General features: G+C 35.8%; 28 protein-coding genes and 2 pseudogenes. 23 read left to right on the forward strand and 7 right to left on the reverse strand.

What is annotated here, in order from left to right:
- Window positions 1-302 precede the first annotated feature (302 nt).
- From ACR65M_RS02660 to ACR65M_RS02675, 4 genes are all read left to right on the forward strand, one after another.
- Window positions 303-713 carry an RND transporter gene (locus ACR65M_RS02660; RefSeq protein ID WP_440272482.1) on the forward strand — a complete coding sequence of 137 codons (411 nt, stop codon included), beginning with the start codon at window positions 303-305 and terminating at the stop codon, window positions 711-713.
- 81 nt (window positions 714-794) lie between these two features.
- Complete coding sequence (locus ACR65M_RS02665) at window positions 795-1,067, forward strand: hypothetical protein (protein ID WP_121448068.1); 273 nt, start codon at window positions 795-797, stop codon at window positions 1,065-1,067.
- 220 nt (window positions 1,068-1,287) lie between these two features.
- A complete protein-coding gene (locus ACR65M_RS02670) occupies window positions 1,288-1,332 on the forward strand; it encodes an erythromycin resistance leader peptide (RefSeq protein ID WP_121448126.1) in 45 nt (14 codons plus the stop codon).
- A gap of 344 nt (window positions 1,333-1,676) precedes the next feature.
- Window positions 1,677-2,546 (forward strand): putative RNA methyltransferase, encoded by an 870-nt coding sequence (locus ACR65M_RS02675; protein ID WP_440272483.1) that lies wholly within the window; start codon window positions 1,677-1,679, stop codon window positions 2,544-2,546.
- Window positions 2,547-2,655: 109 nt separating this feature from the next.
- Here ACR65M_RS02675 and ACR65M_RS02680 read toward each other — a convergent pair.
- Window positions 2,656-2,918 (reverse strand): annotated as a pseudogene (locus ACR65M_RS02680) (ABC transporter permease); the annotation flags it as partial.
- 9 nt (window positions 2,919-2,927) lie between these two features.
- Here ACR65M_RS02680 and ACR65M_RS02685 point away from each other — a divergent pair.
- The 3 genes and pseudogenes from ACR65M_RS02685 to ACR65M_RS02695 form a co-directional block, all read left to right on the forward strand.
- A pseudogene (locus tag ACR65M_RS02685) lies at window positions 2,928-2,996 on the forward strand (ABC transporter permease); the annotation flags it as partial.
- Window positions 2,997-3,221: 225 nt separating this feature from the next.
- A complete protein-coding gene (locus ACR65M_RS02690) occupies window positions 3,222-3,818 on the forward strand; it encodes a class I SAM-dependent methyltransferase (RefSeq protein WP_440272484.1) in 597 nt (198 codons plus the stop codon).
- A gap of 158 nt (window positions 3,819-3,976) precedes the next feature.
- The gene (locus ACR65M_RS02695; protein ID WP_440272485.1) at window positions 3,977-4,576 is read left to right on the forward strand and encodes a CBO0543 family protein; all 600 of its coding nucleotides are present in this window, start codon (window positions 3,977-3,979) and stop codon (window positions 4,574-4,576) included.
- 61 nt (window positions 4,577-4,637) lie between these two features.
- Here the strand turns inward: ACR65M_RS02695 and ACR65M_RS02700 are convergent, their stop codons facing one another.
- Window positions 4,638-5,417, reverse strand: a complete 780-nt coding sequence (locus tag ACR65M_RS02700; RefSeq protein ID WP_440272486.1) for an SDR family NAD(P)-dependent oxidoreductase — start codon at window positions 5,415-5,417, stop codon at window positions 4,638-4,640.
- A gap of 178 nt (window positions 5,418-5,595) precedes the next feature.
- Between ACR65M_RS02700 and ACR65M_RS02705 the strand changes: the two genes are divergently transcribed.
- Window positions 5,596-6,090: a GNAT family N-acetyltransferase gene (locus tag ACR65M_RS02705; protein WP_440272487.1), complete on the forward strand. Its 495-nt coding sequence runs from the start codon at window positions 5,596-5,598 to the stop codon at window positions 6,088-6,090.
- 224 nt (window positions 6,091-6,314) lie between these two features.
- On the opposite strand, the gene ACR65M_RS02710 is transcribed toward ACR65M_RS02705, so the two are convergent.
- Window positions 6,315-6,608, reverse strand: a complete 294-nt coding sequence (locus ACR65M_RS02710) for an EthD family reductase (RefSeq protein WP_440272503.1) — start codon at window positions 6,606-6,608, stop codon at window positions 6,315-6,317.
- Window positions 6,609-7,471: 863 nt separating this feature from the next.
- On the opposite strand from ACR65M_RS02710, the gene ACR65M_RS02715 reads away from it, so the two are divergent.
- Complete coding sequence (locus ACR65M_RS02715) at window positions 7,472-8,488, forward strand: DUF3231 family protein (RefSeq protein WP_440272488.1); 1,017 nt, start codon at window positions 7,472-7,474, stop codon at window positions 8,486-8,488.
- A 199-nt stretch (window positions 8,489-8,687) separates the two neighbouring features.
- A complete protein-coding gene (locus tag ACR65M_RS02720) occupies window positions 8,688-8,993 on the forward strand; it encodes a DUF5634 family protein (protein ID WP_341331247.1) in 306 nt (101 codons plus the stop codon).
- A gap of 611 nt (window positions 8,994-9,604) precedes the next feature.
- Here ACR65M_RS02720 and ACR65M_RS02725 read toward each other — a convergent pair.
- Both ACR65M_RS02725 and ACR65M_RS02730 read right to left on the reverse strand, forming a co-directional pair.
- The gene (locus tag ACR65M_RS02725; protein WP_341331248.1) at window positions 9,605-9,775 is read right to left on the reverse strand and encodes a hypothetical protein; all 171 of its coding nucleotides are present in this window, start codon (window positions 9,773-9,775) and stop codon (window positions 9,605-9,607) included.
- A gap of 163 nt (window positions 9,776-9,938) precedes the next feature.
- On the reverse strand, window positions 9,939-10,847 hold the full coding sequence (locus ACR65M_RS02730) for a helix-turn-helix domain-containing protein (protein WP_440272489.1): 909 nt from the start codon (window positions 10,845-10,847) through the stop codon (window positions 9,939-9,941).
- Window positions 10,848-11,143: 296 nt separating this feature from the next.
- Here ACR65M_RS02730 and ACR65M_RS02735 point away from each other — a divergent pair, with 296 nt between their 5' ends.
- The 12 genes from ACR65M_RS02735 to ACR65M_RS02790 all read left to right on the forward strand — a co-directional run bounded on the left by ACR65M_RS02735 (window position 11,144) and on the right by ACR65M_RS02790 (window position 22,527).
- Window positions 11,144-12,742 carry a glucose PTS transporter subunit IIA gene (locus tag ACR65M_RS02735; RefSeq protein ID WP_341331250.1) on the forward strand — a complete coding sequence of 533 codons (1,599 nt, stop codon included), beginning with the start codon at window positions 11,144-11,146 and terminating at the stop codon, window positions 12,740-12,742.
- Window positions 12,743-12,779: 37 nt separating this feature from the next.
- A complete protein-coding gene (locus ACR65M_RS02740; protein ID WP_341331251.1) occupies window positions 12,780-14,894 on the forward strand; it encodes a glycoside hydrolase family 3 protein in 2,115 nt (704 codons plus the stop codon).
- A gap of 440 nt (window positions 14,895-15,334) precedes the next feature.
- On the forward strand, window positions 15,335-15,781 hold the full coding sequence (locus ACR65M_RS02745; RefSeq protein ID WP_341331252.1) for a GyrI-like domain-containing protein: 447 nt from the start codon (window positions 15,335-15,337) through the stop codon (window positions 15,779-15,781).
- Between the two features lie 69 nt (window positions 15,782-15,850).
- Complete coding sequence (locus ACR65M_RS02750; RefSeq protein WP_341331253.1) at window positions 15,851-16,366, forward strand: GNAT family N-acetyltransferase; 516 nt, start codon at window positions 15,851-15,853, stop codon at window positions 16,364-16,366.
- Window positions 16,367-16,404: 38 nt separating this feature from the next.
- Window positions 16,405-17,226 (forward strand): sugar phosphate isomerase/epimerase family protein, encoded by an 822-nt coding sequence (locus ACR65M_RS02755; protein WP_341331254.1) that lies wholly within the window; start codon window positions 16,405-16,407, stop codon window positions 17,224-17,226.
- Window positions 17,227-17,232: 6 nt separating this feature from the next.
- Complete coding sequence (locus ACR65M_RS02760; RefSeq protein ID WP_341331255.1) at window positions 17,233-17,610, forward strand: hypothetical protein; 378 nt, start codon at window positions 17,233-17,235, stop codon at window positions 17,608-17,610.
- A gap of 45 nt (window positions 17,611-17,655) precedes the next feature.
- Entirely contained in the window at window positions 17,656-18,897 is a 1,242-nt protein-coding gene (gene dpaL / locus ACR65M_RS02765) for a diaminopropionate ammonia-lyase (protein ID WP_341331256.1), read from the forward strand.
- Window positions 18,898-18,924: 27 nt separating this feature from the next.
- Complete coding sequence (locus tag ACR65M_RS02770) at window positions 18,925-20,127, forward strand: M20 aminoacylase family protein (RefSeq protein ID WP_341331257.1); 1,203 nt, start codon at window positions 18,925-18,927, stop codon at window positions 20,125-20,127.
- Between the two features lie 416 nt (window positions 20,128-20,543).
- Complete coding sequence (locus ACR65M_RS02775) at window positions 20,544-20,891, forward strand: VOC family protein (protein ID WP_341333531.1); 348 nt, start codon at window positions 20,544-20,546, stop codon at window positions 20,889-20,891.
- A gap of 175 nt (window positions 20,892-21,066) precedes the next feature.
- Window positions 21,067-21,612, forward strand: a complete 546-nt coding sequence (locus ACR65M_RS02780) for a DUF1697 domain-containing protein (protein WP_341331258.1) — start codon at window positions 21,067-21,069, stop codon at window positions 21,610-21,612.
- 119 nt (window positions 21,613-21,731) lie between these two features.
- The gene (locus tag ACR65M_RS02785) at window positions 21,732-22,253 is read left to right on the forward strand and encodes a GNAT family N-acetyltransferase (protein WP_440272504.1); all 522 of its coding nucleotides are present in this window, start codon (window positions 21,732-21,734) and stop codon (window positions 22,251-22,253) included.
- A gap of 85 nt (window positions 22,254-22,338) precedes the next feature.
- The gene (locus tag ACR65M_RS02790; RefSeq protein ID WP_341331260.1) at window positions 22,339-22,527 is read left to right on the forward strand and encodes a hypothetical protein; all 189 of its coding nucleotides are present in this window, start codon (window positions 22,339-22,341) and stop codon (window positions 22,525-22,527) included.
- Window positions 22,528-22,648: 121 nt separating this feature from the next.
- Here ACR65M_RS02790 and ACR65M_RS02795 read toward each other — a convergent pair whose 3' ends face one another.
- The gene (locus ACR65M_RS02795; RefSeq protein ID WP_341331261.1) at window positions 22,649-23,059 is read right to left on the reverse strand and encodes a DUF3021 domain-containing protein; all 411 of its coding nucleotides are present in this window, start codon (window positions 23,057-23,059) and stop codon (window positions 22,649-22,651) included.
- A 1-nt stretch (window position 23,060) separates the two neighbouring features.
- On the reverse strand, window positions 23,061-23,513 hold the full coding sequence (locus ACR65M_RS02800; protein ID WP_440272490.1) for a LytTR family DNA-binding domain-containing protein: 453 nt from the start codon (window positions 23,511-23,513) through the stop codon (window positions 23,061-23,063).
- Window positions 23,514-23,990: 477 nt separating this feature from the next.
- On the opposite strand from ACR65M_RS02800, the gene ACR65M_RS02805 reads away from it, so the two are divergent.
- Window positions 23,991-24,683 (forward strand): SGNH/GDSL hydrolase family protein, encoded by a 693-nt coding sequence (locus tag ACR65M_RS02805; RefSeq protein ID WP_341331263.1) that lies wholly within the window; start codon window positions 23,991-23,993, stop codon window positions 24,681-24,683.
- Window positions 24,684-24,714: the final 31 nt, after the last annotated feature.

Consider the following 24,714-nt stretch of genomic DNA (forward strand, 5'->3'; position numbering starts at 1 on the left):
GAAAAACGATTTGGTAACACAATATGGTCAACTACAAAAATGGTTTCCTAGTTTGGAAATCATTTTTTTATTTATTTTACATCACAAAAGGAATTAGGTATTTTCTCTCCCAAATCATTCATTATAAAGATTTTTAATTATATTTAAAGAGTATTGATTTAAAAAGGATTAAGGGCTTTGTTATAGAAGTTATCAAACAATTACAGATATTTCAAATAACGATTAGAGCATTCATCAATTATTAGTAAAAGAACCGATATTTTTTCATGCAATGTCTAATAAAATAAATAAGGAGGGATTAAATGAACAGCAATAATTACCTTAAAGCAATAAACTGGACGATTTTCATACTTGTAGTTTTGACAGGAATTATTACTGCATCTTTCTCAATGTATAAGCTTCTAAATATACCTGCATTTGGTGAGGAGGCGCAGTCTCGTGTAGAATTCCGATGGGGATCCATACAAATGTTCACCGTAATTGCTTTACTAATCAGTTCTGTATTATTAGCAAAAGGGTGGAAGCGTTTGTTTCCATTTAACTTTCCTATTGCCATCATCCTGCTAGGTTTTTGTTATGTATTATTTTTTCTGACATTTACAACTGGTTGGGTTGGTTTTCAAGGCATATTTGGTTTCTTTATCGCTTTCCTAATAGGTATGATTTTAGGTATTTCTTATTCGATTTTTAATCGGATTGAACGACGAAGGTAATAAATAAAGGCTGTTTTCGCAAAGTTTGTTGTTTCTAAAAGGTATATTATCAATCATATAAACTGGAAATGGAGGTAGAAGATGAAAAATAGTTCATCCATAATTATTGGTTTAGCAATTATAGTAGGTTTCACAATATTAGGCTTATTTTTTATGTCTGCATTTGGTAAGGAAACTTCAAATGTAGATAGTACTAACAATGAATATAGATATGAACTTGTGCCTGCAAACGAGAATAATATCATCATTTTCGATAAGAAGACTGGTGAATATTGGAAAAAATATTTACCAAGTGGTGAAGGTCCTACAAATTGGGAGAAAGTCGAGTCTCCAATAAAAAATAGCGGTAAATAGATTAAGAGTATTAGCCACCTTTAAGTAATTAAGGTGGTTTTTATATTACTTTCAACATCTCTACTGTTATGTCGTTATATTTTTAACACGCCGAAACAAGCAAGAAGGGATTGATTATCCCTTGTTTTTAGAAGTTATTAAACTATCATATTTTTGACTTCTATGTACTAATTATCTATAATTAGTAATGTAATTTAAAGTTTAGGAGGATTATTAAAAAATGACACATTATATGAGACTTCGATTCCCATCTTTGAACCAGTAATTTAATACGTTCAAAGGCTCTGTTTGTGAAACCAGAGTACACGGGATAAGTCTGTCCTTTTTTAATAATCTTCATTTTATAGGTAAATACATGTTTTGCTGATATCGATGTATTTACTCCTACTCTAGCCTATGTAGGGCTGGAATAGATATTATGTAATGGAGAAAGGCGGATTGTTCTGCCTTTCTTTATTTATGTCTAATTATCTATCTTCTTTAGGATTAAAGAGGTTTATTTAGCGACGACTTCTTATTGACCTAAGACAAATAAGGATCGGTTTCTTCCGTTTACTCTGAATCACAGGCAGATTGCCTGTGATTTTTATTTTTGAAAGGAAGAGTAACATGAATAACAAAACAAAAAGAGTAAACCGGTTTCGTGATAAGATTGAAGTATTTAGATGCCCGCATTGTAAAGGTTCGTTAAAAGTGGTTGATGAAAAAAGCCTAAAATGTGCAAATAAGCATACTTTCGACTTTGCTAAACAAGGATATGTTAACTTTATGACGCGTTCCACAAATAGTCATTATGATCAGAGTTTATTTGAAGCAAGGCAGAACATCATTATGAAAAGTGAGTTGTACACACCAATTCATAAAGAAATCTCAAAAGTGATAAACACATACATGAATTCTACAATTTATCCATTATTACTTTTTGATGCCGGATGTGGTGAAGGATCTCATTTACAAAAGATTATAAATGAATGTAATATTTCAGCTTTAAAAGGGGTGGGTCTGGATATTTCAAAGGAAGGAATAATAATGGCCGCTAAGAAATATAAAGAACAAAGTTGGATTGTTGGTGATTTAGCAAATTCACCAATAGCAGCTCAAACTTTTCATGTAGTTCTTAATATCTTATCCCCTTCAAATTATAAAGAGTTTAAAAGAATATTGGTTCCTGACGGTCTTGTCATTAAAGTGGTCCCTCGTCCAAATTATCTAAAAGAACTAAGGAAAGCACTTTACGGTGACACAGAAAATAATTCTAATAAAAATGTAGAGATAGTCGAGCTATTTAAGAAACACTTTTATTTAAAAGAAGTTATTAATCTAAGTTATCAACAAACGTTGGACCAAAAAGAAGTAAATAATGTAATGCATATGACACCACTTTCATGGAATTCGAAAAAAACAGATGTTGGGGCATCTATAAATAGCATTTCAGAGATTACGGTTGATTTAGATATACTAGTGGGATTTAAAAAATAATCAAAAGTTAATTCATATCTAATAGGACCCTATTTTATTTAGGAAAATGAAAGAGTCCTCACCAAAGGTTGTGGGGACTTAATTCGTGTAATCAACTATAATGTTTAGCTTAAAGAACAGTTTTGATCTGCTTTGCGTAGAAAAAGCGGACGATTGAAAAGTACAGGAATTGGATGAATAAAAATACACCAATACCGTTAGGGATACGATGGTTAAGTCATAAAAGAAAAGGTGAGACAATGCGGTTAGAGCTACGGCTCCGTGAATAAGTGCCACAAAAATCGGTGTGAAGAATAGAAGGGCAGTTTGTCTCGTTAGTACCTCTTTCAAATCTTTCACGGTTAAGCCTATTTTTGCAATCGATTTGAATTTAATAAATAATCTGGGCTCATCTTGTTTGTAGGATCGTTTATTGGGATTGTGTTCTTTATTTCGGCTGGAAGTTTCCTCTAATTCAGACTTTATGCGGATTTAGAGGAAGACAAACAAAAATTCTATTTATATTCAAAATGGACAAGTAAAGGGTGTTGAATGAATTGGGGATGAGTTTGGACAAACGGAAGAACTACTACAGCAGTTCCTTTTTGAACGAGCGAAGTTGGAAACGAGCCTTTAGTTGTTGATTTTGCTATAATGCCACTAAGTAGCTAGCACTTTATAATAGAGGAGTCGAATATGGAAAATAACGTTTTTGAAGAAATGGCAAAAAGATATGATACAGAGGAAAGAATGGAATTAGCGAAAGTAATTGTGAAGGAAGTAATACCGCAATTACTAGGTGCTCAAGATAAATCACTAATTGACTATGGAAGCGGGACGGGGCTAGTTAGCTTAGAACTATCAGAATTAGTGGAATCGATATTGTTGGTAGATTCATCAAAACAAATGTTGGACGTGGCTGAAGTTAAAATAGCTAAGCGTGGTCTATCGAATGCAAAAGTATTGTATGCGGATTTAACTCAAGAAACGCCTGAACTTAAGGCGGACATCGTGTTGATGTCACTAGTTCTTCTTCATATTCCTGATACGAAAAAAATCTTACAAGAATTGTTCACTATTTTAAACAAGGGCGGCAAGCTCATTATCATCGATTTTGACAAAAACGATCAGATATCTCACCCAAAAGTACATAACGGCTTTTTGCATGATGAACTGAAAAGATTATTATCCGAAGTTGGATTTACTTCAACCGAAATGAAGACATTCTATCACGGACATCGTATTTTTATGAGGCAAGACGCCTCAATGTTTATTACTAGTAGTATAAAGTAAGGGTCACAGATCTGAATACAATATTTACACCCGTCATTTCTTGTAGAGGATGACGGGTGTTTTGTATGTTCTTTGAAAAAATGCACCAATATATTAAATTAGAGGTGGAATAAACGAATATAAATAGAAAAATACTATCAAAAACAGGAGGCCTTTTTGTGAACAAAAACCAATTTGAATTGATAGAGAAAATAAGAAAAGCAGAAGTTCAACAAAGTGAAAGATGGGTCAATTATTGGAACGATTACTCCAATTTTCATACTTGGCAGTTTTGGGTTGTTTTGGCAATGTTAATTATTCCACTCATTGCTTTACTTCTTTTTATAGACCGAAGAAAAATCTTTCAACTAGGTTTTTACGGATATGGGGTACATATCTTTTTTGCATTCACGGATGTAATTGGAGTATCAAGAGGGTGGTGGATCTACCCATATAAATTATTACCTGGGCTTCCGGCAAACTTTGCTCTAGATGCATCTTTCGTACCAGTATCGTATATCCTACTGTACCAATATACGCTTAATAAAAATAAAAATTATTATATTTGGCTACTTCTTCTTTGTCTTGTATTTGGATTTTTCATAAAACCTATCTTACAGGGGATTGGTTTGTTTCGTTTTGGTGGAAAGGAGAATTTTTTCCTATTATTTATTCTATATATAGCCGTTGGGCTTATCTCAAAATGGATAACAGATGTATTTTTATTTTTAAGTAAATCAAATAAATGGAGCCTCTTGCATAGAAAAACAAGGATGTAACAAAAAAATTTTAGAGTAAGTTGAAGTGGCTTATGCTAACTAACACTAGTGTGAAGTTATGTTATAAAATCTTTTTAGCAATCAATTCAGTTGCTTTTTTCGGATTAAGGCGGTATAAAATGTCCATGATTTTCGAATCGTTTCCGGCTAAAACACGGTATTTTCTAGTTTCCATTCCTTCAATAATGACGGCAGCTGCGACGATGGGGCTTAGTAGTTTATAGGTAGAACTTTCGGCACCTTCTTTTTCCACTTTGGCTTTTTCCACGAGGTCTGTATCAACCGCGCCAGGAATCACAAGGGTCACACCAACATTGGTTTTACGAAGCTCCGAGTGAAGGGATTCGGTTAACATCTTAACAGCTGCTTTTGAAGCGCAATAGATTGTTTGTTGCGGAATCGGTAGGGATCCACCCATACTCGCTACATTTGCAATATGGGCTTCGGGCCTAGTTAACAGATGTGGTAAAAACGATTTACACATATAGAGCGTTCCATAAAAATTGACATCCATTACCCATTGGATTTGTTCATACTCAAGATCATGCACACTCATGAATGGTTGAATGATGCCTGCATTATTAATTATCGCGTCTACGCAACCGTGACTTGCAATGACTTCATCGAGAAGCTTTTGTACATCCTCTCTGTTTGCGATATTTGCTGTGTGAATTGAAATTCTGTCTCCATACATATCCTTATATGCCTGCATTTTCTCGAGCCCATTTCTGTGGATGATTGCTGCGATATTTGCGCCTTTTTCTAACAGCTGGCGAACAAGCTCACGTCCAATCCCACCCCCTGCACCTGTAACAACAATGACCTTATCAGATACTTTCATCTAAAAACCCCCTTCGTATAAAAATAAACACTCCATATCATATGTAGATTGCAATTCTTAATGACAAAGTGAAACAATAATAATTTGGATAGTTTACTTGGGTGGTTAATGAAAAATTTCAAGAATGGTATACAATAAATGTAAGAATCTTCAATGGAGGAGAGGGGAAACAAACAAGATGTTTACTATGAGAAATGTGCAGGCTACAGATTTAGAACAGTTGTTACATATTGAGAATGAAGGCTTTTCGGTTGAGGAGGCAGCAACAAGAGAAGCATTTATAGAGAGAATTCGGTTGATAGCGGATAGCTTTATTGTGGCAGAACAGGAAGGAGAGATACTTGGCTATATTAATGGACCTGTTATTGACCAACCGTATATAACTGATGATCTTTTTACCGAAATCAGGCCGAACCCAGAAAGTGGAGGATATCAGAGTGTTCTCGGATTAGCAGTATCCAGAAAGAATAGAAATCAAGGAATTGCAAAGAGTTTACTAGAAAAAATGCAAGAGTTAGTAAAAAAGAACGAAAGAGAAGGTATTACTTTGACCTGTAAACAGGAATTAGTTTCGTTTTATGAAAAACTAGGACTTGTTAACCATGGCTTGTCCGAATCAAAACATGGTGGAGTGAACTGGTATAACATGTTGAAATTAAGCAAGGACGCTTAGAACTTGTACTAGGTCTCATGTTAGAAAAATATTCTTGAACATTTAGGAGGAACCAAGGACAAGGTATTATATTGGTATGAAATGATTTAAGAAATGAAAAAACAATCAATGTTGAGCCCACAGATTGAATTTTTCCTACGGTGGGCTCAAATTTGTATTAAAAATAATGAACCTCTACCATCGATTGACCGTCGGACTGGGACGAGGGATCTGTCCCTGCGACCCTATTCCACGATAGTGATGATGGGTGGTTTGTGTAGGTATTGGAAGAAGTTTGCACCGTCTTGTTCGGCTTTTTTTGCTTCTGGGCTGTTAAAGGCTTCCATTAATTTTTCCATGTTTTCGAATTCTAGTATGGTAACCAGATAGAGATTTAAATCACTTCCTTGTGAATTCATTACACGATGCACGGAATCTTTAATGATATTTGGTATTTTCCTGCCTAATGGAACATGAACATCAAAATAATGCTTATCAAATTTCTCTTTATCCTTTGGTTCCTCATACATAATGATCATCTTTGCCACAATTCATCACTCCTCCATTCTAGTAGACTATATTCATTTTTACATTCTTATATACCATACGACCTAAAGTGATTAATTACAGTATCCAACACAATCATTTGTAGGCATTTCATTGGATAATAGGAAAATAGTTGAGTAGGAGTCGGATATGTATATATAAGTTTGTACTGGATAATCTAATAAAAAATAAAAAAGGAAAAAATGTATGTTTTTACTTTTTATTTCGATTCTCACCTTTAATTATGTTGCCTATAAAAAAAATAAAATTCCGTTGCACCGAAGTATTAGTATATGGTCATTTACAATTGCCTTTCAGGTTACCTTTGATGTGATTATTGAATTTAAGTACTAAGGGTACTGGTATTTTGATAAAGGTGTAGATTGGTTAGGAGTTCTTCCTCATATTGTATTAATTCCTCCAATAAACATATTGCTTCTAAGTTGGTTTCCATTTAACTCTAATCTTTTCAAAAAGGTTATTTATATAACTTGTTGGACAATAGGTGTTCTCATTTACGAAGGACTTACACTACTTCCGGAACCTTGGGGATATTTCCATCTTGGATGGTGGAAGTTGTGGTATGATTCCATTGTTGTTCCTATACTAATCCTTGTTTTATTGGGATATTATAAGTTAATTTGTAAATTAGAAAATGTATCGGTTAAATAATAGATTACAATGGAAAACTGAATGTATTTAGTGTTGTAGGATATTATTTATAGCGTTTAGAAAAAACACTGGACTAATGGTTAAAATCAATCATCCAGTGTTTTTTTTATATGTAGGATGTATACATACGACTAGTAATTTATGGGGAAGTTAGTGTTTAGTATAACTTTTTTGGAGGTTACTTATGGAGGGAAAGGGAAGTCAGATCAGGCTAACAGCAGGTGAAATTGCTCAACTTTGGATTCAGTATTTAAATGATAGCGCAAGCGTGTGTGTCCTTTCGCATTTTTTAGAAAAAGCGGAAGATGATGAGATTAGACCAATCATTAAATTTTCTTTAGAGTTATCACAAGCACATATTCAAAAAATCACCGCCATATTATCAGAGGAAAAAAATGTTGTTCCATGTGGTTTTAGTTTAAAAGAAGATGTAGATGTAAGTGCTCCTAGACTTTATTCAGACAGTTTTGTACTTAATTTTATAAACCAAATGTCTAAGGTTGGACTTACATCCTATGCTGGTAGTTTGGCAGCATCTGTAAGAGATGACATTAAAGCCTATTACATGGAATGCCTGAGTGAAACGATGCAATTATATAAATTGTCAACCGATTTATTATTGTCAAAAGGTTTGTTGGTCAGGCCTCCGAGTTTGCCTAATTTAGAGAAGGTTGAATTTGTGAAAAAGCAATGGTTTATGTTAGATGTGGTTGGCGAAAAAAGACCATTAACCGCTGCTGAAGTAGCCAATTTATTCTCAAATCTCCAAAGAAACGCTTTGGGAGTTGCGACACTTACTGGATTTAGTCAGGTTGCAGAAAATAAGGACGTCAAACAATTCTTCCTAAAAGGATTAGAAATTGGGAATAAACATATTAAATTATTTAGAAGTAAGTTAGAGGAAAGTAAGCTTCCTGCACCAATGGGATGGGATTCAGAAATAACAAATAGTACTGCACATACATTTTCTGATAAATTAATGATGTTTTTAACATCCGGATTAATTACTTTGAGTGTAGGCTATTACGGTACAGCTATAAGTCAAAGCCCTAGAGGTGATCTTAGCACCATGTATAACAGGCTTTCCTTAGAAGTTCAATTATATGCTGAGGATGGAGCTAATATCATGATTAAAAATGGATGGTTAGAACAGCCCCCAATGGCTTCAGATAGAGATGAATTAATAAGAAGAAAGAAATAATGATAAAAACATTTAAAGTCCCAAGAGGCATAAGGACATTTTTTATATCATTGAATTAGTTGGTCCATGTGTTAACTATGAAAGCATAGGTGAAAAATACAAAATCACTTCATTTATCAAAAAAGAATAAGTCATAGAGCAATTACATGAGAGAAAGTGTGTGACATTACGGAAAAAACAGTTGAAAGGGAGAAATTAAGTGGATTATCTATCTCGTGAAAAAATAATAAACGAATTACAGCAATCCTTCCAACCATATTTAGATAAGTATGAAATTGAAAATATAGGTATTTTCGAAGAAGAAGGACAAGATAATCGCTACTATCTTGGATATACAACTCGAAAAGCTGGTAAAACCTATCATGTTCACCTGCCTTTTCAAAAAAATAATGAGGGTGAGTTAGCTCCAGTAGATAATAAGTGGACGGTAGAATCAGACAATCCACAAGAATCAGATCTTAAAGAATTTAACAATCTTGATCATGTATTCAGTGAACTTTATTAACGAAAACTGATTTCTCAATCTAGAAAATTTGAGAATAATAAAGTGACTCTAGGATTAGCTGATTCGTAAATATTCCAGCTAAGCAAGCGTTTCTTCAAAATTGAAGGACGCTTTTTTTTCAAGATGTGGTCCATATTTAAAACTAATAAGCCTTCAAAGGTAAAGCCTCTTTTCTAAAAGATTGTCGCTTTCTGATAATAAAGGCAAAACTAGTTGATTGGAGAGTAAGGTGGCGACTCCTCGAAAATGTATTCACATTTTCTTCGTGCGTGGGTTATTTCAATAAAGCAAATTCAATGTCCAGCGGGAAAAGCGTGAGACTTGAGACCCCGCAGGAGCGGCAGCGACTTTTCCAGTTTCAGCGGCTAGAAACTCGAGAAATTTCAACTCCTCCTTCAGAGGCAAATTACGCCTCTTTGTCGGAGTGGCCAAATTTTCTCGTTTCTGTGCAAGCCGCCTCCACATTTCGTTGAGGAGGCTCAAGCCAGGCCCGCGGAAAGCGTCCACCTGAAGCGGAAGTCAACGATATAAAAAACAACAAAGTTTGCGAAAACAACCAAGGTAAAAGACTAAAAAGGAGAAAAAAGGAACCAGCGTGGTTCCTTTAAAATTTAATGATTATTTGGGTTTTTAAGTTGAGATTTACTTCCACGTTTGGAGTTATATTCAGTTCCTTTATTATTGTCTCCGCTAGCCATATCTTGACCAAATTCTGTGTCTAAATTCCCACCGTTTCTCGGTGAATTTTGATTTTGACTACCTTTATTAACACGCTTTGTCATCATTTACACCTCCATTTCAAATGCATTATTATCATGCCAAGCTTTTTATTTTTCATGTAATAATCGGTAAGAAACTCATTAAATTAAGCCTCTGCAAAAAATGCTCAGACTTTTGAGGGTTTCTCATTTCCTAAATAGCGTTCAAACCTAAAGTGAAATACAACTACTTCCTAAACTCCTTTTGTAAGTTTTTTGGTGATACATTATATTCCTTTTTAAAAAGTCGATAAAAGCTAGAGTAGTCTTGAAAACCGCATTTGGTAGCAATTTCTTCGATTGAGAGCTCATTTTGTTTAATTAAGGCAACAGCGGTAGCAAGTCGTTTCAATAATACATAACGATAAAACGGTACTTTCATGTTTTCTTTAAAATAATGGGAAAAATAATACTTGTTTAAATGAAAATGACTTGAGACGTTGTCTAAATTCAGTTCTGTATCCGTCAAATGTTCCTCTATGTATTTAATTATGGAGGTTATACGTTGATCCTCACCACCGTCTAAACTATTCGTAGGCTTACTACTAGCTGGATTTAAGATAATTTCCATCGCTCGGAATAATAAATAATGTGATGCAAATGAATAAGATTCACGATTGTGTTTTATACGATCACTAATCTCTTGGAAAAGCGAGAGTATTTCCTTCAAACTTTTGGTGTGGAAATGGACAACATAAGAACCCTGCGTTTTATGATGGATAATGCTATCACTCATGAAAGGAGAAACCGATAAGAAATCAGCCAATAATGATTTGCTGATGGTCGATACAATTCTTTCATAGTTGTCGAAATCACTTACTTCTGCTTTATGCACAGCGTAAGGGGGAATGATGACAACATCCCCTTTGGTTAGTGAATAAGTTTGTCCTTCACAAAAAAATTTACATTCACCACCTAAGAAAACAAGAATCTCCATGGAGTCATGACTATGCAAGCGGAATAAAGGTTCTATTTCAGAATAATTCTCTAATGACTTATCAGGCTTTCTCCCCCAATCATGGGATTTATATTTTTTACTCCAATAATAAACCTCAAAATTCTCATTCAATACTGGCATAAATGTCGATTCTCTCATAATTTGCTCCTTTTATAACAGCAAGATATACAATATTATCAGCAAAATAACCAATTTATTTCATATAATTCCTTGATATTATATCACTATAATCTAAGAAACAAGAAGTCTTAGAGGAAATGAAAGCCTTATCTAAGCACAAAATTTTTGTAAATGAAAGCCCTGTCTTTGGAGATTTTAATAGGGGTATTTGACATCTTATGAAGTTAGTCTGAATCTACGTCTTTTTTTCCTCTATGATGAATTTTAAATCAAAGTACTACCCAGTAATGAAATCACACTAGGAGGACATAACCTTGAAAAACAATGATACTACTGCAGAGAGTAAGGAAACAGTTGTGAATAAACTATTAGGGGCAATAAGTGGAAGTTTTGCACCCATTTTAGGTGTGCTAGCCGGTTCGGGTTTAATCTCGGCTTTATTGTCTATTTTAAAGTCATTAGGTTGGGTTTCCGCTGAAAGCGGTACCTACGCAATTCTTTCTGCTGCTGGACATGCTGTTTTTTACTTTTTTCCTATATTCCTCGGATTTACAATGGCAAACAAACTCGGGGCGAATGGATTTGTGGGAGCAGCAATTGGGGCAGCATTATTGGAACCCAATTATGTGAGTTTAGTCACTTCACAGGCACAGGATGTTTCATTTTTAGGGATTCCGGTTTTATTGGCCAGTTATTCTTCAACCGTGTTTCCCATTTTAATCGCTGCATCGATATATGCGTTTTTAGATAAGCTTTTGAAAGAAGTGATTTATAAAGACTTACAGATGTTTATCAATCCGATGATTTCTTTACTGATTATCGTACCATTAACGATCCTTATTTTTGGTCCATTTGGGACATATGTTGGTCAGGGCTTAGCATTCATTATTCAATTTTTAAGTGGTCAAAGTGGATTAGTTACAGGAGCTGTGTTAGGAGCAGCATGGTCTTTCCTTACGATATTGGGGCTTCATTGGGCAGTGATTCCAATTGCCATTGCTAATCTTGGTGCATCAGGTCTTGATCCAATTATCGCGATGGCAGCAGCGGCACCATTTGCCCAAATCGGTATGGGGCTTGGCGTATTCTTTAAAACGAAAGATAAAAAATTGAAAACACTTGCTGGGTCAGGGCTTTTGCCAAGTGCTTTAGCAGGGACAACAGAAATTATCACATATGGCATTCTCGTCCGTTATAAACGAACCATGTTATACGTTGGGATAGCTGGGGCAGTTGGTGGGGCAATCAACGGAGCACTAGGCGTATCTGCAACGGCATTTGCACTCCCAAGTTTTTTATCCATTCCTGTATTTTCGCCAATCGGGATTTTCACAATAGGTGTGTTCGCTTCCTTATTGATCGCAATGATGCTAACTCTTGTATTTGGTTATGAAGGCAAGCATGACTTAGCAGTTGCTGAAAAGACAAATAAAGTATTTGGACTAAGCGATGTAAAAAAAGAAATCATTGCAAGTCCATTAACAGGTAGAATCGTTCCATTAAATCAATTAGCGGATCCACTTTTTTCAACAGAAGTTGTAGGAAAAGGGATTGCCATTGAACCAACAAAAGGGGCAATCATTTCTCCAGTGGATGGAGTTGTAACCACATTATTCGCAAGCAAACATGCGATTGGAATTACATCGAATGATGGGGCTGAGATCTTAATCTATATTGGTGTAAATACGGTCCAGCTGAAAGGCAAGTATTTTACTTCCCATGTAAAGCAGTGGGATGAAGTGAAAAAAGGAGACATACTTATTGAATTTGACATCGAACAGATCAAAGCAGCTGGATATGATTTGAAAACACCTATCGTGATTACCAACACACAGGAGTATGTAGAAGTGAAACCAATCAAAACGGGGAATGTTGAGGCAAATGATGATGCTGTTATGAAACTAGATGCATAGCAAAAAAATCGATTGACCCCTATGAGGAGGAATTTACATGCAAAAACAACCTGAATTACAAGTTAGAACGAAGAAACTAATTGAACATGAGGGTTTGAAATTTAAAGATTTAAATAATAATGGCAAGCTTGATCCATATGAAGATTGGCGTTTAACCCCTAAAGAGCGTGCGGAAAATCTTGTTTCGTTGATGAACATCGATGAAAAAATCGGTATGATGCTGATCAATTCTAGGAAAATGGGACTTGCCCAGGAGGATAAAAGCAAGACTAGTCATGATGGCGTTCTAGATGAAAGTATTATCGAAAGAGGAGAAACGATTTTCGCTACGAGCAAGGTATACGGAACGACTCATACGATCGAAAACAGACATCTAAGACATTTCATTTTAAGAGATAACTTCAGTCCAGCAGAAATGGCAGAATGGGTTAACTCGATGAATGAAGTAGCAGAAGGAACACGCTTAGGGATTCCTGTACTTGTTGCATCGAACTCAAGAAATGAGAATGGTGAAGCCGTCTTCGGTATGAATGATGCGATTGGTATCTTTTCTACATGGCCCGGAACATTAGGATTGGCAGCAGCCGCAAAGGGCGATATTGAAAATGGTGGAGATGCTTCCCTTATTAGTGAATTTGCGAGTATAGCCCGAAAAGAATGGAATGCCACTGGCTTAAGAAAAGGCTATATGTATATGGCAGATGTGGTGACCGATCCGAGATGGCAACGTACGTATGGAACGTTTGGAGAAGATCCAGAGTTTATTGCTGATGTAATTGGGCGTATCCTTGACGAGTTCCAAGGAGAAACGTTAGGAAAAGATAGTATAGCAATGACAACTAAGCATTTCCCTGGCGGGGGAGCGAGAGAAAATGGCTTTGACCCTCACTATGAGGAAGGGAAATGGAATCTATACCCAACTCCGGGCAGTTTAGAAAAATACCATCTTCCGCCATTTAGAGCAGCAGCAGAACATGGAACATCATCCATTATGCCGTATTACTCGATTCCGAGTATAAAGAAGAGTGTGGTTCAGGAGTTTGAAGGGGAGGAAATCCCATTCGAAGAAGTTGGATTTACGTTTAATCGTTATTTCATTGACCATATCCTTCGTGGAAAGCTTGGATTTAAGGGCTATGTGAATAGTGATAGTGGAATTATTAATAACATGAGTTGGGGAATGGAAAAGAGCAGTGAAGGAGAGCGCTTTGCTAAAGCGATCAATGCAGGTACCGATTTGATTGCTGATACGAACGATATTGAAAATCTGAAATTAGCGATTAGTAAGGGTTGGATCAGTGAAAAACGAATCAATGAGTCAAATGAACGTCTCTTAACAGAAATGTTTGCTTTAGGTCTATTTGATGACCGCACATACAATGACCCAGCAATTGCAACTAAGGTTGTCAGCACAAAAGCACATTGGGATACTGCATACGAAGCGCATAAAAAATCAGTAACCGTACTGAAAAATTCTAACGAAACCTTGCCACTCACAACGGACAAGCTGGAAGGTAAAAAAGTGTATATTGAAGTGTTCCATAAAGAGCAAGAAAGAGCAACTTCTTATACCGAAAAAGCGAGAAAAGAAGCGAATGATTTTGGACTATTTACGCTAACAAACAGCTATGAAGAAGCTGACACAGCCATTCTGTTCTTACAACCAAAATCCGGTTCCTATTTTAATGCAACACCTGGCTTACTAGAGCTTGAGATATGTGAGGATAAAGTAAACTCTGCGATTGATGGTACATTATATCAGGAAACTACTTTAAGTGGATTAGACCATCTAAAAGAAGTAGTTGACAGTGTGCATCGCCGCGGCGGTAAAGTAGTGATGAGCGTAAATATTATTCTTCCTTGGATTTTAGGAAATGTAGAACCAATGGCAGACGCACTAGTTGCTGGATACGATACATTCTACAATGCACAACTTGAAGTGATTGCAGGCAATCATAAGCCATCTGGTATCTTACCATTAACGTTACCGGCAAGTGAGGAAGTCATTGCTGTTTACCAAAATGGCGAATGTGTTTCCCCTAATGACGTACCAGGATATGACAAAGACAAATACATGCCAGCCGGAATGACTTACGCATATAAAGACAGTGACGGTAATGTTTACAAGCTAGGGCATGGGTTGAAGTATTAATTTTTAGATTGAACATCACAGGTGAGATGGAAGCCTGTGATTTTTTTTGTTGAGTGGATTAGAGTGATGGTTACAATGAAAACGTGAAAAGCACAGTTACTGGTTAGTGTTGATTTTTCAAAGTACGAGGAATAGCCTGGAGTATCAACAATCTCCTGAAAACAGGAAAGTGTAGATGTTCCAAAGCGCCTGGAGTACTATCAACCTCCTAATATCAAGAAAGTGGTGTAATTCCAAAGCATCTGGAGTACCCCCAACCAACTAATAACAGCCAAGTGATGTTATTCCAAAGCGCGTGCAATATCCCCGACCTTCCAAGAATCAGACAAGTGATATAAATCAGTATAAACTCCTTACTTCAATGCAGGAAGTAAGGAGTTTTTATTGAATATGTAAAATTAGGATAATCTGGAATTTAACCAGGGATAGGAGAGATTACAATGTCGTTTACGATGGTTAGGAAGGAATTTAAGCTTGTTGGATTAAAAGGTTGTGGGGAGTTTATTAACTTTGGAAACGAAGTACCTTTACTTGCAAAAAAACTATTAAATCGCTCAAACGAAATTCAAAATCTAACGGAGACAGAAATTGCTTTATTTGAGCCTAAAAAGGACGAGGATCATAAGATTGGCCATTATTATGTAGGATTAATAGTACGTGAGAAATCAGATGAAATACCAACAGGAATGGAATATATTGAGACAAATAATCGGTACATAACCACACGGGGGAATATCACAAAATTGGGAGAACTGCATTTGAATTTATTGAATTGGGCAGCAGAACAAGGTTATCAAAGAGACAGCCATTCTTATATAATCGAGACTTATCACCCTATGGGTGAAGGTGAAGAAGAAGTACAGATTTATTTACCAATCAACGATTAAAAGTACAAATCAAGGATCTACTAATTTTATAAGGTATAGATAAAAAAAGAAATTTATACGGAGGTAACAATGAGATTGGAAAACTTCGATGGTTTTATGATAAAAATGGCTACAAATGACGATAGTAGTGAGATTATTAAAATGTTAAAACAGGTAGCTCAGTGGATGAAAGATAATGAAATAAACCAATGGAGGTATCTATTAGATGGTGGTGATGATGAAGAGATTATACAAGCTATTCATAATCAAGAAACATACATTGTATTGAAAGATAAGGAAATTGTGGCTACCTTCACATTATTAGCTAAACAAAGTGAATGGGATAGACATATTTGGGGAAGTGATCATTCTTCAGAATCTCTTTATCTACATAGAATTGCAGTTATTCCAGAATATATGAAGAAAGGTGTAGGTAAAAGTATATTGACTTGGATACAAGACAATGCAATTGATAAAGAACACCTTAAGTTAGATTGTGTTGCAGAAAATAGTAGACTTAATTACTTTTACAAGAACAATGGTTTTGAACTAATTGGTATTACCGATGGACATAGTAAATATCAAAAGAAAATAAATCAGTACTAAATGACTTAACTACTGGAGGAGGGAGGAATAGTGAAAAAATGAATAGCTGTATAGGACTTTCAGGAAGTGTCATTATGACAGAAACGGATAAATTCCCTCAATTATTTAAAAATAAGAATATTAGTCATATTGAAATTGGTGAGTTTCCGAGCGAAGAGTCTTTACATCATTTCTTAGAACTCTTACATAAGAATAATGTTACATTTGGGCTTCATTCTCCTTTGTATAGAAATCAAAGTAAATATGATTTGCTGGAAAAAGTACATTATGAACCGGAAAATGCCTGGGAACAGTTTGAATCCGAAGTTAAATATATGTCCCAATTAGGAGCTGAATATATATTAGTTCACTTTCCTTATTTTAAAGAAGAAAAAGACCTAGATACGACTGAGATTATTGAAAATGGATTAAAAAGATTACATTTCCTGCAGGAAAAGTATTCTATAACGATCGTATGCGAACCAAAACTAGGTTTTAATCGGTCTGCGTTTGGGATAAAAGCTCTTGATCATTTTCCAATTGAGGTTTGGGAAAAGTATGGAATCAAACTTTGCATAGATATTGGGGATTACTTATTAGCCACTGGTGATAAGGTGTTAGATTATATAGGGAAGTGGAAAAAGCATATAAAGGTCGTTCATTTACATAATGTAGAGTTTCATTATCATAAATACATATGGGTACCCGTTCATCCATCTCATGAAATAGACAATACACATTTTAAAGTAAGTGATTTAATTTATAAGCTGTCAAAAAGCTCGGGTGTGTATTTTATATTTGAACATACGCCCCATTCAAATCCAACAGAAGCATTTGTTAATGAGGGAATAAGCTGGGTGAAGGAAATAATTCGAGGCTAAACCTAAGTGAACTTAATTCCATCTCTTGCGACATTCACTGCTGTTTTGCGTGATCCAGACGAGCAGAGACTGGAAGAGCAAGCACTTGCAAACTATCTTAAAGAGCTAGCAGCATCTAAAGGAGTTTCTAGTACAACAGAACGACTAGTACGTGTTCAGCCAGTCACTTTCGATGAAACAATCGTTACACTCATAGAAAAAGCTACGAAAGGTCGTGGACTCCAATCAAAACGAATGACATCTGGAGCGGGACCTGATGCTCAAATGATGGCAGTGTGTACCCTACTGCAATGTTTTTCGTTTCAAGTATCGATGGGATTAGTCACAATCCAAAGAATTTACACAAGATACAGACTTGGCAGCGGGAGCCAATGTATTACTTGATGTAGTTAGTAAACTAGCAGGCACCACGTTGAAAGGAGATTAAAAATGACTAATGTAACAGATAGCAAATCCGAAATTCAATATTTAGTAAATGATAATACAAGAAAAACAGATTCAGAGAAAGCATCTGCAACATTTATGAGTCGGGAAGTCATTGAAAAGGTACGAAATTTTCATAAGAGCTTTCCAGAATATCAAGTAACTCCGCTTCACAGCTTAGATGGGTTGTCTAAACAATTTGGAGTACGTCATATTTGGGTTAAAGATGAATCTTACCGATTTGGATTGAATGCTTTTAAAGTATTAGGTGGTTCCTATGCGGTTGGTAACTATCTAGCAGAACAATTAAACATAGATATCTCAGAGCTATCTTTTGAACAATTAAGAAGTAAAAAAGTAAAAGAAAAATTGGGTGATATTACTTTTGTAACAGCAACAGATGGAAATCATGGTAGAGGAATTGCATGGGCTGCAAACCAGCTAGGTCAAAAATCTGTTGTATATATGCCAAAAGGTTCTTCGGAAATCAGGCTCACTAATATTCGCAAAGAAGGAGCAGATGCTTTTATTACAGATTTAAACTATGATGATACGGTCAGATTGGCAAACCAACAGGCTAAAGAAAATGGCTGGGTCTTGGTACAGGATACAGCCTGGGATGGATATGAAGAAATTCCTGCGTGGATTATGCAAGGCTATTTAACAATCATAGATGAAGCAATGGAGCAGATTGCTGAAGCTTATGCTGATCGACCAACACATGTATTTTTACAAGCTGGTGTAGGTTCTTTTGCAGGTAGCATGCTCGGATATCTCGTAGAGAAATTTGGAGATGAGCGCCCTATGACAGTTATCCTGGAGCCAGATAAAGCGGATTGTTTATACCAATCGATGAGAGTGGGAGACGGGAAGCCTCATGCCGTAACAGGTGCATTGGATACGATTATGGCGGGTTTAGCATGTGGAGAACCAAGTAAAACGTCTTGGGGTATTTTAAAAGATTATGCAGAAGTGTTTGTTTCTTGCCCAGACTATGCCGCATCACGAGGAATGCGAATTCTTGCAACCCCACTAGGTAATGACCCACGTATTGTATCGGGTGAATCCGGTGCAGCAGTGGGTATAGGATTCGTTAGTTTAGTAGTACAAAATAGTAGGCTCATTGATATGAAAAATGCATTGAATCTAAATCAAGATTCAAAAATTTTAATTATCAGCACGGAAGGTGACACGGATCCCGATCATTATCGAAAAGTAGTATGGGATGGGGCATATCCATCTTTCTAATTATTTTTGAAAAGGAGTGCGGTTACGTTGAAAAGCGAAGATTTTGAAAAACAGCTTATTGAGTGGAGGCACTATCTTCATTCTCATCCTGAAAGTGCATTTGAAGAAAAAAACACGTCTGATTTTCTTGCTAAAGTCCTAACAGAAATGGGATTAGAGGTTCACAGGAATATTGGAGGTACTGGGATCGTTGCTAATCTTACAGTTGGTGCTGGGAAAGGAATCATTGGGATTCGATCAGATATAGATGCGATTAATCTAACAGAGGTAGGACAACATCCATACTCCTCTAAAAATCCAGGCAAAATGCATGCGTGTGGTCATGATGGACATATGGCAACAGTTTTGGGTGCTGCCAAGCTATTAACGGAGCGCAAAAATTTCAATGGGACCGTTCGATTTATTTTTCAACCCGCAGAAGAAACGGGTAAAGGTGCTTTTGCCATGATGAAAGATGGATTATTCGATCGTTTTCCAGTAGATGAGATCTATGGCATGCACAATATGCCAGGAATGCCAGCTGGTTCCATCTCAACTCGAGCTGGAGGAATAATGGCAAGCGAAGATAACTTTGTGATCCGTATTAAAGGTCAAGGCTCACATGCATCAAGTCCTCATATGGGGAAAGATCCAATCGTGATTGCATCTGAAATTGTTCTTGCTTTGCAAACCATTATTTCTCGTAATATGAATCCAAATGTTCCAGCGGTCATTTCGTGTACTGAATTCATCACAGATGGAATTCGCAATGCGATTCCAACAAATGTTGTGATTAAAGGGGATACGAGAAGTTATACGCCAGAGGTTCAAAAGTTACTTGAGGAACGAATGCGAACGATCAGTGAAGGAATTTGCAAACTAAATGGAGCGGAGTGTCAATTTGAATATACGCATGAATTCGCACCAACCGTTAACTGGGAAAAATGTGTTGAGATTGCGGTACAAGCAGCCAAAAATGTAGTTGATGAAAAGAATGTGGATGGAAATTGTCAACCGTGGATGGTTTCTGAAGACTTCGGTGCATTTTTAGAAAAGATTCCTGGGTGTTTTGTATTTATAGGGAATGGTGATGATGCCGATGGAGTCGGCAATATTCCACTTCATAATTCACGCTATGACTTTAATGATAAGATCTTATCGATTGGAGCCGAATATTTTGCAGAATTAGTTAAGGTCCGTTTACCAAAGGATTCCTCTGTTTTAGATGCAAGGTATAACCAAAATGTATAAGCACAAATGAAAGAATGATTCTTAAAAAACATATCATCGAATCGATTTATGGCCGATAATCCAAAAATATGGCTGATAAACCAAAAATACGGCTAATAAATAATATTCATGGCCGATAATTCAAATTTATGGCCGATAACTAAAATTTGGTTGCAACTTTGTCCACACAAGTAGGAGAGGCAAAACCAATTTGTCTATACCCCATAGCCGAAGTCTAGGTTTTAGCGCACAACCTGTTTAGAATTGGACTGCAAGACTCTTTTTGTAAGTTTAATTTCCCATTAATCCATTGTTGTTAACGGGATTTTATTATGCCTATTGGAAGTGGTAGGATTATTCAAGAAGAATTAATTCACCAGTATGTTGAAACTAACTGATAAAAGAAATAGGTTATGGAAGGGAGCAATTTTATTATGATGATAAAGGGTTTCGGGGGAATCTTTTGGAGAACTAAAAATGTAGATGCAATCAAAAAGTGGTACAGTGAGGTCTTGAATTTAGATTTTGAAGGTTGGAATGGGACAATAATTAAACCGGAACCAGGTAATGAAACGATTTTTTCTTTCTTTACTGAAGATGACGCTTACTTTCCACTAGAACAGCAAGTAATGTTAAATTTCCAAGTCGATAATTTAGACGAGGCGATTAAGCATCTTAATCAAATGGGTGTACCACTTGAAAAGGAAAAAGAGACGAGTGATTATGGTGCGTTTATTTGGATTAAAGATCCTGAAGGCAGACTGATTGAGCTTTGGGAAAAATAAAGGGTTGATTGAACAAACGGAGGGTTAAAACCTCAAGTAATGATTTTATGGTTATTGAAAAATCTGCACATTATCCGCAATTCGAAGAGGAGACTGTTTTGGCAGATTGGCTCATTCAAACTTGGAGACGCTTAGAGAAATAGTAAACAAAATAAAAGTCGAAAGGAAGATGGCTATGGTTTATATCGCTCTTCTTCGTGGAATTAATGTGGGTGGAAACAATAAAATTGATATGAAGTTGCTTAAACAAACCTTCGAACAAGTCGGGATGAAGGATGTAGTAACCTACATCAATACTGGTAATATTATTTTTTCATCTAATGACTCATCCAAAACAATTCTATCACGTATTTTGGAAGAAGCAATCCATGATGATTTTGGATTACGTATAAAGGTAGTAGTTCGAAGTATCGATGATGTCAGAGGAATCATTCATGCAATCCCTGACACATGGAAAAATGACAAAGACATGAAAAGTGATGTTATGTTTTTATGGGATGAAATTGATGATGAAACTGTCCTTGAGAATTTGGTGATTAAACCAACGATTGACACGGTGAAATATGTCCCCGGTGCGATTCTATGGTCTATTGAAAAGAAAAATGCAAACAAAAGTGGAATGTCAAAGATCATTGGAACAAAGATATACAAGCAAATAACAGTAAGAAATGTCAACACAACTCGTAAGATATATGAACTCATGGAAGCCCAAAACCTGTAGGATACCGATGAAATTTTTATAATAGATTACGATCTAACGGGCGATTTGTAAGAATAATATTGTAACATTCTATTATAAATAGGTAAACGCAAATGGTAGAAAAACAAGGGATGATCATATTGAAAATAATGGAAACGAAGCGATTGTACTTAAGAGAACTGGTCTTAAAAGATATTGATGAGTTATCGAAGGTTCTTACTGACCCAGAATCTATGAAATACTATCCAGAGCCTTTTAGCTTAGAAAAGGTGGAAAAGTGGATTCAATGGAATATGGATAACTATGAAAAGTATAACCATGGATTATGGGCCGTAATTTTAAAAGATGGAGAAAAGTTTATTGGAGATTGTGGAATCACCATGCAAAAAATTGACAACGAAACGGTTCCAGAGATTGGATTTCATATTATTAAGGACTATTGGAATAAAGGGTATGCAACAGAAGCCGCACTTGCATGCAAGGATTATGCATTTAGGGTTTTACATTATCCCAAGGTTTTTTCGTATACCACAGTTAAAAATATACCCTCACAAAAGGTAGCTGAGAAAATTGGGATGAAGGAATATAAGGTATTTGAAAAAAATGGCGAAAAACAGATTGCGCAAGTCGCCTATACTCCAGATGATCCGATAAATGTCTAATAAAATTCTATTAAAAAACCAGGGGAGAGTGTTAATATTAAATATGATTTGTGAGGATATACATAAATAAAAAGGGGATTGATAGATGAATATTTTTGTTCTGTTACCCGTAATAATTTCTATGATAGGTTTATATTTTATTACAATAGGATTGTGGGAATTAAGAGAGGGTGTAGATAGAAAGAAATATGTTACATATATGTTTACTGGTTTAGTGCTACTATTGATTGTTGCAACATTATTTCCTTCTGTCTTGATGATGTTTTTTAGCTAACAAAAACTTATATCATTCCGAAGGCTAGAATATGACGCAATATAGATTAGTTAAAATAAATGTGAAAGAGCAACTATTTAGAAGTTGCTCTTTTAATAAAAGGTACTTTTTGTATTAAATCTCATAGTTTCCTTAAATCTTCATTTAATTTCCGCGCTTGGTTTTTGAAGTAAAGGTAAAATGCAATCCAGAAAATTGTATAGACGACAATGGCAATTAAGACTGCTAGTAAGATATTTTCAATAGTAAATGGGATCCATCCGATTGTGAGAGCTAAGATGAGGTATAGGATCGTGACGGTTAAGAAATGAAGAATGGTCTGTTGGAAAAGCTTCAAATACCTATTTTCAAAGTACATGGAACTCACTGTAAATAACCACCCACAGAGTACAGAACCTACTGAGTTTTTAAGAAATAACGTTCCATCTATCGTTTCGTTTCCTCCAAAAAGGATAAAAAGATCGGTGGTTAATACCGCTATAAATCCTCCGAAGAAAATACCGATGAAACTACGGATTATAAAAGTTTTCATACTACTTCCTCCTATTCAATTGTAGAACTTCCTTAATCGTGGGGACATAGGTGCGAGACACATATTCTTTCTTTCCTGATTTGAAGTAAACACAGAGTGTACCGTTGAACGATGCTTCAAAACGACTCAATTGATTCAGATTAGCGATTACCGATTTTGATATGCGGATAAACTTTTTAGTAGGTAGCATGGCCTCGAGTTCATATAATTTTTCTTTTAATATAAAAGAATCTGCTTGTGTGATAGCGATAACATTTTCATTTACAGTATGAAAATAGTGAACGTCATCCGGTTTGAGAATATGCTGCATGTCTCCCTTTTTTCCTACAAGAAATTGTTGCTCCCTTCCAGAGATGAAATCAATCAGTTCCTGAATATTTTCATCTAACTCTGGCCCTTCAATGGTAATTCTTGTTTCTTCAAATGCTTTATCAATATTTAGAATAAGTTTCAAATTTCAGACACCTCTTTTCACTTAAAGTATATTCGATTCAGCTCTTGATGTCTGTCAATATATGTTTTATTACCTCCTCCCTGTGACTTTCTTAACTAATTGTATGTTGAATTTCCTTTCCAGTCTGTAAAATTACAGTAAGTGGAAGGAAATGAAGGGTAACTTGTGGAAATTAGTTGGTGACATACATTCAGAAGGATTAACGATATTTGTAGAATTACAATGACTGTTCCTCTGGTGCCCGATTCTAGGATAGGGAAAAGAGGAACGCAAGCGTATGAATCGTACCCGATTCTGGGAAGATGCAGGTAAAAGGGAAACGCAAGCGTTCGAATCGTGCCCGATTCTGGGGAGATGCAGGTAAAAGGGGAACGCAAGCGTACTTAATCGTACCCGACTCCCGGAAAAGGCAGGTGAAAGGGAACGCTAGAAATAGAATTATGACGGATGTTATGCCCAAAAAGGAGGCATTAAACAATGAAAATCGGACTAATAGGTGATAGTTTAACAGAAGGTCGTCCAGGTGTGTCTTTTGTGAATAGTTTAAAAGAAAACTATCCAAGTATTTCTTTTGATAATCTTGGTAAACCAGGGGAAACAGTTAAAAGTTTGCATACACGTCTAACCAAATTAAATTTAGATACAAATTATGATCTTATTTTCCTTTGGATTGGAGTCAATGATGTTTATTCTAAATTGTTGAAGTTCCAAGCACAGCCTGTTGAAAAAGATCCTGAGGAATTTAGAGAGTATTACAGTAAAGTATTAGACATGGTTATTTCATTTTCAAAACGCGTAATTACGGTTTCGCCAGCTTTAGTGGGTGAAACTTCACAAAATGATAAAGAAATAAAAAGTTTAACCTCCATCATCCAATCCCTCTCAAGAGATCGTTCAAATGTAAATTTCTTAGATTTTCATTCCGTATTCTCGAAACACCTTTCTAATGTTACTAGTTCAGATTACCTCAGTATCAACGTTATGAGAGTGATGATGGATGTTCTCTTTTATAAAAATCCAACTAGCATCGACCGGTTATCAAAAAAACGAGGACTTCACCTAACGTTAGACGGCGTTCATTTAAATAGTACGGGTTCATCCCTCGTTGCGGCCCAATATTCAAACATGATAGATCAACATTTATTCAACGACCATAAATCCATTCAGTAATCTTTATACTTATTGAATAGGAAGTATTATT

The sequence above is a fragment of the Ferdinandcohnia sp. SAFN-114 genome (assembly GCF_059415045.1).